This is a genomic window from Novosphingobium sp. (assembly GCF_027486195.1).
Classification (GTDB): domain Bacteria; phylum Pseudomonadota; class Alphaproteobacteria; order Sphingomonadales; family Sphingomonadaceae; genus Novosphingobium.
Genome location: NZ_JAIXPP010000005.1, coordinates 1 through 10,352 on the forward strand (window position 1 = coordinate 1; position 10,352 = coordinate 10,352).

13 protein-coding genes are annotated in these 10,352 nt (G+C 66.2%); 4 read left to right on the forward strand and 9 right to left on the reverse strand.

Annotated features, from left to right (window positions below; genetic code table 11):
- A partial coding sequence (locus Q0071_RS00915; RefSeq protein ID WP_298164243.1) for a valine--tRNA ligase occupies positions 1–1,974 on the reverse strand: 1,974 nt, incomplete at its 3' end.
- A gap of 110 nt (positions 1,975–2,084) precedes the next feature.
- Between Q0071_RS00915 and Q0071_RS00920 the strand changes: the two genes are divergently transcribed.
- Genes Q0071_RS00920 through Q0071_RS00935 form a run of 4 tightly spaced genes read left to right on the forward strand, consistent with a single transcriptional unit; the run spans position 2,085 to position 5,610 of the window.
- Positions 2,085–3,200, forward strand: coding sequence for an ABC transporter permease (locus Q0071_RS00920; RefSeq protein WP_298164246.1), 1,116 nt, complete (start codon positions 2,085–2,087; stop codon positions 3,198–3,200).
- Positions 3,197–4,060 carry an ATP-binding cassette domain-containing protein gene (locus Q0071_RS00925; protein ID WP_298164249.1) on the forward strand — a complete coding sequence of 288 codons (864 nt, stop codon included), beginning with the start codon at positions 3,197–3,199 and terminating at the stop codon, positions 4,058–4,060. The genes Q0071_RS00920 and Q0071_RS00925 overlap by 4 nt, the downstream gene beginning before the upstream one ends.
- 9 nt (positions 4,061–4,069) lie before the next feature.
- Positions 4,070–5,008 carry an MlaD family protein gene (locus tag Q0071_RS00930; protein ID WP_298164252.1) on the forward strand — a complete coding sequence of 313 codons (939 nt, stop codon included), beginning with the start codon at positions 4,070–4,072 and terminating at the stop codon, positions 5,006–5,008.
- Between the two features lie 8 nt (positions 5,009–5,016).
- Complete coding sequence (locus Q0071_RS00935) at positions 5,017–5,610, forward strand: ABC-type transport auxiliary lipoprotein family protein (protein WP_298164255.1); 594 nt, start codon at positions 5,017–5,019, stop codon at positions 5,608–5,610.
- A 2-nt stretch (positions 5,611–5,612) separates the two neighbouring features.
- Here Q0071_RS00935 and Q0071_RS00940 read toward each other — a convergent pair whose 3' ends face one another.
- From Q0071_RS00940 to crcB, 8 genes are all read right to left on the reverse strand, one after another.
- Positions 5,613–5,867, reverse strand: coding sequence for a hypothetical protein (locus Q0071_RS00940; RefSeq protein ID WP_298164257.1), 255 nt, complete (start codon positions 5,865–5,867; stop codon positions 5,613–5,615).
- Between the two features lie 12 nt (positions 5,868–5,879).
- The gene (locus tag Q0071_RS00945; RefSeq protein WP_298164259.1) at positions 5,880–6,218 is read right to left on the reverse strand and encodes a hypothetical protein; all 339 of its coding nucleotides are present in this window, start codon (positions 6,216–6,218) and stop codon (positions 5,880–5,882) included.
- A gap of 194 nt (positions 6,219–6,412) precedes the next feature.
- Positions 6,413–7,108: an ATP12 family protein gene (locus Q0071_RS00950; RefSeq protein WP_298164262.1), complete on the reverse strand. Its 696-nt coding sequence runs from the start codon at positions 7,106–7,108 to the stop codon at positions 6,413–6,415.
- Positions 7,105–7,347: a hypothetical protein gene (locus tag Q0071_RS00955; RefSeq protein WP_298164265.1), complete on the reverse strand. Its 243-nt coding sequence runs from the start codon at positions 7,345–7,347 to the stop codon at positions 7,105–7,107. Before Q0071_RS00955 ends, Q0071_RS00950 begins: the two co-directional genes overlap by 4 nt.
- Positions 7,344–8,006: an HAD-IA family hydrolase gene (locus tag Q0071_RS00960; RefSeq protein WP_298164269.1), complete on the reverse strand. Its 663-nt coding sequence runs from the start codon at positions 8,004–8,006 to the stop codon at positions 7,344–7,346. Before Q0071_RS00960 ends, Q0071_RS00955 begins: the two co-directional genes overlap by 4 nt.
- Positions 8,003–8,617, reverse strand: a complete 615-nt coding sequence (locus tag Q0071_RS00965) for an FMN-binding negative transcriptional regulator (protein ID WP_298164271.1) — start codon at positions 8,615–8,617, stop codon at positions 8,003–8,005. The genes Q0071_RS00960 and Q0071_RS00965 overlap by 4 nt, the downstream gene beginning before the upstream one ends.
- Positions 8,617–9,963 carry an RluA family pseudouridine synthase gene (locus Q0071_RS00970; protein WP_298164274.1) on the reverse strand — a complete coding sequence of 449 codons (1,347 nt, stop codon included), beginning with the start codon at positions 9,961–9,963 and terminating at the stop codon, positions 8,617–8,619. The genes Q0071_RS00965 and Q0071_RS00970 overlap by 1 nt, the downstream gene beginning before the upstream one ends.
- Positions 9,960–10,352: fluoride efflux transporter CrcB (gene crcB, locus Q0071_RS00975; protein ID WP_298164276.1), on the reverse strand; the 393-nt coding region annotated here is incomplete at its 5' end. The genes crcB and Q0071_RS00970, both read right to left, overlap by 4 nt.

Consider the following 10,352-nt stretch of genomic DNA (forward strand, 5'->3'; position numbering starts at 1 on the left):
AATGCCGTTCGCCATGCAGAAGCGCGCGGCGTTCCACAGCTTGGTCGCGAAGTTGCGATAGCCCTCGACCCGGCGCTCATCCATCTTCACGTCGCGGCCCTGGCTTTCCATGGCGCACATGAAGAAGCGCAGCGCATCCGCGCCGTACTTGTCGATCAGGCCCAGCGGATCGACCACGTTGCCCTTGGACTTGGACATCTTCTGCCCGTCCGCCGCGCGTACCAGCCCATGCAGATAGAGCCGCTTCCACGGCACTTCCTTCATGAAATGAATCCCCTGCATCGCCATGCGTGCATCCCAGAAGAACAGGATGTCGAAGCCGGAAATAAGCAGGTCGTTGGGGTAGTGCTTGGCGAGAAGTGACCTCTTCCCCAACCCGTTCGCATCGAGCGTAGTCGAGATGCCGTGCGCAGGTGTCTCGACTTCGCTCGACACGAACGGAGGTTGGGCTTGGTCGTCTTCTGGCCAGCCGAGCGTGGCGAAGGGCCAGAGCGCGGAGGAGAACCAGGTGTCGAGGACGTCTGCATCACGTGAGAGTGCGACGTCCGCACCGGCCTTGGCCTGCGCTTCCTCCTCGGTCTCCGCGACGTAGCACTGACCATCCGAGCCATACCAAGCCGGAATCCGGTGCCCCCACCAAAGCTGGCGGCTCACGCACCACGGCTGGATATTCTCCATCCAGTTGAAGAACGTCTTCTCCCAGCTCTTCGGCACGATCTCGATCGCGCCCGAACGCACGGCTTCCATCGGCGCGACGGCGAGCTTTTCGGCGTCGACGTACCACTGGTCGGTCAGCCACGGCTCGATCACCACGCCGCCGCGGTCGCCATAAGGCGTCTGGATCGTGCGCGGCTCGGCGTCGAGGAGGGTTTCGTTCCCTTCCTTGTCCTTCACCGCGTGCGGGATCAGCATACCCGCCGCCTTCATGTCTTCCACGATGGCCGCCCGCGCATCGAAGCGGTCCATGCCGAGGTACTTCTCGGGCACCAACCCATCAGCGGTCTGCACCACGCGCGCTTCGGCATCGAACATGTTGAGCATGTCCCCCGCCTTGATCCCGGCGCGGCGGCCCACTTCGAAGTCGTTGAAATCGTGGCCCGGGGTGATCTTTACCGCACCCGAACCCAGCTCCGGATCGGCATGTTCATCTGCCACGATCTGCAAACGTCGCCCGGTCAGCGGCTGCACGACATACTGGCCGATCACCGCCTTGTAACGCTCATCCTCGGCATTCACCGCCACCAGCATATCGGCCAGCATCGTCTCGGGCCGCGTGGTGGCGACTTCGATGAAGTCCAGCCCGTCCGCGCGCACCGCGCCGTCCGCCAGCGGGTACTTGAAGCGCCAGAACGAGCCCTTCACCTCGCGCGTCTCTACCTCAAGGTCGGAAATCGCGGTCTTGAGCTTGGGGTCCCAGTTCACCAGCCGCTTGTCGCGGTAGATCAGGCCCTGATTGTAGAGATCGACGAAGACCTTCACCACCGCCTTGGTGAAGTGCGGGTCCATCGTGAACTGCTCTCGTGACCAGTCCATCGAACAGCCGAGGCGGCGCAGCTGGCCGGTGATCGTGCCGCCGCTTTCCGCCTTCCACTCCCACACCTTCTCCACGAACTGCTCGCGCGTGTAGTTGGTGCGCTTGTCCTGCCGCGCTTCCATCTGCCGCTCGACCACCATCTGCGTGGCGATGCCGGCGTGGTCCGTGCCAACCACCCACAGCGCATCCTTGCCGCGCAGGCGTTCATAGCGGATCACCACGTCCTGCAGGGTGTTATCCAGCGCGTGGCCAATGTGGAGCGAGCCGGTTACGTTCGGCGGCGGGTTCACGATGGTGAAGGGCGCGGCATCGGGGCGTTCGGGCCGGAACAGGCCGTTCGCTTCCCAGTGGGCATACCACTTGGCCTCGAGCCCGGCGGGCTCGAACGTCTTGGCGAGGGCTCCGGCCTCGCTGGCTTCGGGATTGGTCGTATCGCTCATGATCCGGGGCCTTGCCATCGCAGGGACGGCGCTGCAAGCATTCGCGCGGATGGGCAGGGTCTCGGCCCGTGCTTGCGGCTTTGGCCGATTTCCCGCATGAAGCCATTACCATGCGGGCATCAGCCGATTTTTCGACCGAGCAGGGCGCCGAAGGGGCGACAACGCTGGTGTTTTCCGGCCCGATGACCGTTTCCGCGCTCGGCACGCTCGATCACCGGCTGCGCGCGCTCGAAGGGCCGTTTGCGGCAATCGATCTCAGCCATGCAACACGCATCGATACGGTGGGCGCGTGGACCGCGTGGAGCCTGTCGCAGCGCCTCGGCGCACCGATCACCGGCGCTTCGCCAGAGGCGGAGCGGCTGATCGCGGCAATCCGCGCGGTTGATGACAACACGGCCCCGGTCGAGGCGCACCGCCTGCCGATCTTGCTGCGCGTGCCCGATCATGTCGGGCAGGTGATGGCCGGGCTGGGGCAGGGCATGCTGCTGGTGCTCGGCTTCCTTGGGCAGATCGTGCTGGCAAGCGGCGTGCTGCTGCGCCATCCCGGCCGTTTCCGCCTGCGCGCGCTGGTGCACCAGATGGAGCTGATGGGGGTCAACGCGCTCGCCATCATCGGCCTGATGAGCTTCCTCGTCGGCATCGTCATCGCGCAGCAGGGCGCGGTGCAGCTGCGGCAGTTCGGTGCCGAGATCTACACAGTGAACCTCGTTGGCCGGCTTTCCTTGCGAGAGCTGGGCATTCTGATGACGGCGATCATGGTCGCGGGCCGCTCCGGCTCGGCCTTTGCCGCGCAGCTCGGCACGATGAAGCTGACCGAGGAAATCGACGCGATGCGTACCATCGGCGTCTCGCCGATCGAAGCGCTGGTGATCCCGCGCCTGCTGGCAACCATGCTGATGATGCCGCTGCTCGGCACCTATTCGGCGGTGATCGGGATCATCGGCGGCGCGGCGCTTTCGGCGCTTACGCTGGGCATTCCCTTCTTCACCTTCCTCGCGCGCATCCAGGAAGTGGTGCCGGTGCACGATGTGTGGGTGGGCCTGATCAAGGGGCCGGTGTTTGGCCTGATTGTCGCCACATCGGGCTGCTTTCAGGGGCTGCAGGTGAAGAGCGACGCCGAGGAAGTCGGCACGCGCACGACAGCGGCAGTGGTCATGGCGATCTTCATGGTGATCGTGCTCGACGCGTTCTTCGCGGTGTTCTTCTCGGAAGTGGGCTGGGGATGAGCGAGGAGGGGTTCCTCACCGCCTGCGCCGTGCCGCCCCCGCCGGGGAGCGAGGCGGACCAGTTTCCGATCCGGGTGCGCGGCCTGAAGAATGCGTTCGGCGAGCATGTGATCCACGAGAACCTCGATCTCGATGTGCGGCGGGGCGAGATCCTCGGCGTGGTTGGCGGATCCGGCACCGGCAAATCGGTGCTGATGCGCTCGATCATCGGGTTGCAGATCCCCGAGGCGGGCGAAATCGAAGTGCTCGGCAGCCCGATTACCGATGCGCGGGATGACGACGATATCGATATCCGCTGCCGCTGGGGCATCCTGTTTCAGGGCGGCGCGCTGTTTTCCACGCTGACGGTGGCGGAGAATGTCGAAGTTCCCCTGCGTGAGTTCTATCCCGAGATCACCGACGAACTGCGCCACGAAATCGCGCGCTACAAGGTGCTGCTTTCGGGCCTGCCGGCGGAAGCGACCAGCAAGTATCCGAGCGAGCTTTCGGGCGGCATGAAGAAGCGCGCCGGTCTCGCCCGTGCGCTCGCGCTCGATCCCGAACTCCTGTTCCTCGATGAGCCGACTGCCGGCCTCGATCCCATCGGCGCGGCAGGCTTCGATCAGCTGATTCGCAGCCTCCAGCAGACGCTGGGCCTCACCGTGTTCCTGATCACCCACGATCTCGATACACTCTACGAAATCTGCGACCGGGTGGCGGTGATCGCCGACAAACGCGTGATCGCGGTGGGCACGATCCCCGAGTTGATCGCCACCGACCATCCGTGGATCAAGGCCTACTTCAACGGTCCGCGCGGCCGCGCGGCCATGGCGGCAAACGAGCGCAACGGTGCCCTTGGCACTGCTGGTGATCAGGCATAGGGATAGCCGATGGAAACGCGCGCCAATCATATCTGGGTGGGGATCGTCACCATCCTACTCATGGCGGGGCTGGCCGCGCTGTTGATCTGGATCGCACGGCTCAGCCAGCACGAGCAGAACGACTACGACATCTTCTTCAAGCAATCGGTGGACGGCGTCGCGAAGGGCTCGGAAGTGTCCTATTCCGGCGTGCCGGTCGGGCAGGTGAAGGACATCACGCTGTGGGAGAAGGACCCGAGCTTCGTGCGCGTGCGCATCAAGATCGATCGCAAGGTGCCGATCCTTCAGGGCACCACGGCCAGCCTCCAGGGCAGCTTCACCGGCGTCTCGACCATCCAGCTCTCCGGCGCGATCAAGGGCGCGCCGCCGATTGACGAGCCGGGGCCGGGCGGCGCGCCGGTCATCCCGACCAAGCGCAGCGGGCTCGGCGAAATCCTCTCGAACGCGCCGCTGCTGCTGGAGCGATTGGCGACCTTGTCCGAGCGGCTGACGATGGTGCTGTCCGATCAGAACCAGAAGGCCTTTGCCAATATCCTCGCGCACACCGACCAGCTTACCGGCAACCTCGCCAGCGCCTCGCCCGAAGTGAAGAAGGCGCTCGCCGAACTCCAACTCACCTTGCAGCAGGCGACGACCACGCTGGCGACAGTGGACAAGCTGGCGGCCTCGACCGACGCATCGATCAACGACCCGGCGAGCGGCCTTGCCAAGCAGCTGCGCGCGACGCTCAAATCGGCGCAGGCGGCGGCGGATTCGCTTCAGGCGACGATGGACGAGACCAAGCCAGCCGCGAAACAGTTCAACGAGCGCACCCTCCCGGCGTTCGAGGCCACGCTGCGCGATATCGAGGCAACCTCGCGCTCAATCCGCGCGATGACTGACCAGATCGGCGACCGTGGCATCAGCAGTGTCGTGGGGAGCCCCAAACTGCCGGATTACAAGCCATGAGCGTCCGCATGTCCCGACCTTTTGCCGCAACGTTTGTGGTGCTGGCTGCGATCAGCGCCGGATTGGGGGGCTGCGTCAGTATCGGGGCAAAGCCGCCCGGTACGTTCCTCAGCCTGACATCGGACGCGGTGCCTGCGGTCGGTTCCAGCAGCAGCGGCACGCTGAGCGACGCGACCGTGGTCGTTGAACCCGGTGCGGCGGCGCCGGTTTCGGTGCTGCGCATTCCGGTGCAGATCGATGCAACCAGCGTTGCCTACATCAAGGGGACACAGTGGGTCGAGCGGCCGAGCCGCGCCTTCCAGCACTTGCTTGCCGATACACTGCGCGCGCGCGGAAAGGGGCTGGTGGTCGAGATCGATCGCAACACTACCGGCACGCGCATCGGCGGCCGCCTGCTTGCCATGGGCTTCGATGTGCCGACGCGCTCGGCCGTCGTGCGCTTTGATGCGATGAAGTGGCTGCCCGATGGGCGGATAGAGACGCGGCGTTTTGAAAGCACGGTTCCGGGTGTCGATGCCGAGCCAGACGTGATCGGGCCTGCGCTCAATCGCGCTGCGAACAAGGTCGCGGGCGAAATCGCGGACTGGGTTTCAGCTCAGTAGTTCTACTGAACCTGCGCGCGGACGATATCGCCTTGCGCCCGGCCGGCGCGCCGTTCGGTGCCCGATTGGTTGCTGACGGCGCTGGCGAGATCGCCTTGCATGTAGAGCGAGACGGGGTCGGACAGATCGCCCTGCACGATGAGGCGGGCGCGGCGGATCGAGAAATTGCCGTTCTCATTGATCCCCGCATCCTGCACCGAACGCAGACGCGAAACGCCGGAGGGCGCGGATTTCGGACCGGAAATGATCTCGTTCATGCGCAGCTGGGTTTAGCCGCGCAGCATGATCTTTTCGTACCATGCCTTCTTTTTCTTGTCCGCACTTTGCGCTACGGCGGGTGCCGGAGCCGCCACGGCGGCAAGCTGCACGGGTGCGGACGCTGGCGCAGCGGGCGATGCTGCAAGAGCTGCGGCGGGGGCCGCCTGGACAGGCTGCGCATGGTTGGCGGCCTGCAGGGCCTCGACCATCGCCGTCAATCGATCGACCTGTGCTTGCAGCGCGGCGATCTTCGCGTCCTGGCTGGCAGGATCGACCTGCGCCAGGGCAGAGCCCGCCACGCCGATCAGGCTGGTGGCCAGCAGTGCTGCGCGAAATGCCGTGGTACTCATGTCAGAAACTGCCTTCCGATCCCCATTGACGGGTCGGCGGCTAGGCAGTGGCCGTGATGCATTTATGACAATTTTTGCGGCGATTTTGACGGTAATCTTGCAGCCGAGAGATCTTAAGTATCTGTTTTTGAATGATATGCCTGCGTCAAGTGTGGCAAACCGCTACGATGTGTCGCAAATCAGTCAAGGTGTGGTCAGCCCCGTGCCAGCACGGCAAACCGCGCGGCAGCGGCAAATGCGGCGTGGCGACGGGCGCGGCGGACCTCGGCCTCGTCATCCTTGCCCCAGAGCTCGGCCTGCCAGTCTTCCTCGAGGTTGGCCGCATCCCACAGCGCATCGATATCCGCACCGGGTTCGACCGCCATCAGGCCCAGCACCAGCGAGGCTGCGAGCGAGGCCGTAGTCTTCACTGCCGCCAGCGTGAAGCCGTCGCGGCTCGCAAGATCCTCGCGCAGGCGCGCCAGCGTTTCTTCGGGCTGCGGGCGGTGCATGATTCCGGCGACACGCACGAAGCGCACCTCCCAGTGCGCCTCGGCAGTGGCGAGCAGTGGATCCCATGCCGCGCGCTGGCGGATGCCGAGCGCTTCGTCGGGCTCGGCGCGGTAGCACAGCGTGTCCGTCTCGCCATAGGGGACGAGTTCCTCCACCACCGCCGCCTTGCCGGGGACGACCACATCGATGGCGTAGTCGGCCAGATCGCGGAAGACGAAGCGCGCTGGATCAATCTCCTCGCCTTGTTCCGCCCATTCGGCGGCGAGCGCTTCGGCCAGCGGGGCGCTCGGCACGATCTGCGCGTGTCCGCCGACGGTGCGCAAGGGCCGGCCATCGAGCATGACCCGGAAGCCGGTGCCTTCGGCGGCAACAGTAACGGCCTTGTAGAACCGCTTCACGGACGGCTTTTCCAGCGCCGCGCGATGAGCACGGGGGCCGCGAAGAAGTCGATGAGGCCGGCACCTAGCAGCGCATAGCCGGCCGCCTCGGGCAGCTTCGGCAGCCAGCCGACTTTGCCGGAAATGATCAGAACACCCGCAAAGGCGAGCAATGCGCCTGAAAGCCGCACCAGTTGCAGCACCGCGAAGCGCGCGGCGGCTGGATCACCGGCGGAATCCTTCTCCGTCGGCTCGCTCATTCCATGCCCTTCAGCAGCAGGCGCAGTTCGGCGATCGATCCGGCGACTGCCTCGGCACCCGCCTCGACCAGTTCGCGCGGGTGGTGGTAGCCCCAGTCGACGCCGATCGCGCGGACCCCGGCGTTGACGGCCATCGCCATGTCGAACGCGGTATCGCCGATCATCGCGGTCTCGCTCGGTGCAGCGCCGCTTTCCGCAAGGCAGGCTTCGATCATGCTGGGATGCGGCTTAGATGGGTGCCGATCCGCTGTCTGCAGTGTGATGAAGTGCCCGGTAAGGCCGTGCGATTCGAGGCAATGGACAAGGCCGCGGTCGCTTTTGCCGGTGGCGACGCCGAGCAGCCAGCCCGCGCCCGCCAGTTCCTCGATCAATCCGGCGATGCCTTCGTAAAGCGGCTCGGCCACTTGGCCCGCCATGCGGCGTTCGCGGAAGGCATCGCGGTAGAGCTGGGCGAGCAAGGTGTGATCATCGCCGGTGCCATCGGGGCGCAGGCGGCGCATTGCCTCGGGCAGCGAAAGGCCCACGACGCGGCGCGTGGCGTTGCGGTCTGGCGGGGTCAGCCCGGCCGCGGCAAAAGCGGCGTCCATTGCGGCGCAGATATCGGCCTGGCTGTCGACCAGCGTGCCGTCGCAATCGAAGATGGCGAGGCGTGATGTCATGCCGCTAGCCTTTCCATCAGCGCGGCGAGCGCGAGCTTGCCTTCGCTTTTCAGTCCTTCGATCAGCCGCGCGCGCTCTCCAGCAGGCTTGTTCTGGGAAAGCTTCACCGTGGGCCGCCAGGCCTCGATCGTGAGTTCAAAGCCGACGATCATGTCCATCATCCGGTCGCGCTTGATCCGCGCCATCTTGTCCATGGTCCAGGGTGTGCCTTCGGTGACCCGCGCCTCGTGATGGGCGGAGACTTCTTCGAGCAGCGCGTGGACGCCATCGCGGTCCATCCGCCGCACCGGCCCTTCCATCTCGAGCGCGAGGTAGTTCCACGTCGGCACCTGATCGGGATCGCTGTACCAGCGCGCCGAGATATAGCCGTCTGGCCCATTGACCACCGCCAGCGCGCGTGCGCCATCGAGGTGGCGGGTGAGCGCGTTGCCGAGCGCGAGGTGGAAGCGCAGCGTGCCCGCTTCGGTCAGCAGCAACGGCACATGGGCAACGCGCGGGCCGTCCGGTGTGGTCAGAAACACCATGCCAAAGCCGGCTTCCGCGATCAGCGCGGAAAACAGCGACCGGTCATCGCTTGACGGATTTGGGCGGAAGGCAGGATTGGGGTGCATCAGGCCCTCGGGCTACGGCGCGGCGCCCCGCCTTTGCCGGCCGGAGGCTTGCTGCCGCCGCTCTTGCCCGCTGCTGGCGCGCGGCGCACCGGCTTGCCACCGTTGGCGCTGCGTTCCGCCGCATTGCGTTCGGCGGAGGCACGCCCGGCCGAAGCGCGGGCGAGCGCGGTTCCGGTCGGTGCCTTGCTGCCCGGGCCTTTCTTGACCTCTGCTCGCGCCTTGGGCGCAGTGCGGCCGCTGGGCGGGGCGTCGATGCGTTTACGGCGCTCGCCCCGGCGTTCCTTGCGGTATTCCTTGGCGTGAGCCTTGGCGGCGCGCTTCTCGATCACCTTGTCGGGGATCAGCTTGACCGGCTCCAGCGGCAGATCGCCATCGGCCTCCTCGAAGCCCAGCTGCGCCATGCTCGCCGCGAAATGTTCGGGCAGCGGTGCCGTCACGTCGAGCAGATCGCCTTCGGGATGCTCGATCCGCAAGCGGCGCGCGTGGAGGTGCATCTTGCGGCTGATCGAGCCGGTAAGGAACGCGGCCTGCCCGCCATACTTGCCGTCACCCACGATGGGGTGGCCGATCGCAGCCATATGCACGCGCAGCTGGTGCGTGCGCCCCGTCAGCGGTTGGAGTTCGACCCAGCACGCGGCATTGCCCGCGCGGCCGATCACGCGGTAGCGCGTGCGGGCGGACTGGCCGTGCTCGCTCTCATCGACCATCATCTTCTCGCCGCCGGTGCCCGGCTGCTTGGCGAGCGGAAGTTCGATCAACCCGTCCTTTACATCGGGCACGCCGGTGATCAACGCCCAGTAGATCTTGCGCGCGGTGCGCCCCGAAAAGCGCTTCGAAAAGAATGCCGCGCTGCCCGGGGTGCGGGCGATGAGGAGGACGCCCGAGGTATCCTTGTCGAGCCGGTGGACGAGGCGCGGGCGCGGGCCCTTCTCCTCGGCATAGGCATCGAGCAGGCCATCGACATGTTCATGCGTGCCGCTGCCGCCCTGTGTAGCGAGGCCCGGCGGCTTGTTGAGCACGATCGCGGCGCGGTCCTGCGTGAGGATCATGCTTTCGGCGAGCGCGATCTGCTCTTCGGTCAGCGGCTTTTTGGGCCGCGTGCCCTTGATCCCGGCGGGCGCGCTGCCGCTCGGTGGCACGCGCAGGACCTGGCCTTTTTCGAGCCGCGTATCGACATCTGCGCGCTTGCCATCGACGCGCAGCTGCCCGGTGCGCGCCCAGCGCGAGACGGTGGCGAAGCCCACGGTGGGCAGGTTGCGCTTGAACCAGCGATCTAGCCGCACGCCGTCGTCATCCTTGACGACAGTGAACTGGCGGACGTCATCCGCGTTTCCGGGGCCGGTCATGCCGTCACCCGCATCAGCCAGAGGCCGCTGAACAGCGCGGCGAAGCCCGCCACGAGCGAGACTGCGACATACGTTGCCGCGAGGCCCAGTGCGCCGCGTTCGACGAACACCGCGAACTCCAGCGCGAAGGAGGAAAAGGTGGTGTAGCCGCCCAGAACGCCAACACCGAGCAGCAGGCGCCATGCCTCGCCCCCCGTCCCGTGCCGCGCCAGCCAGCCGACGAGGAGGCCCATCGCGGCACTGCCCAACACGTTGACCGTGAGCGTGGCCCAGGGGAAAGCGCTGGCAGCTACTGGCCCGATGGTGGCAAGAAACAGGCGGCTGGTCTGGTAGCGCAGCCACGCGCCCAGCGCGCCGCCCGCGGCGACAGCAAGGCCGGGCGGAACGCT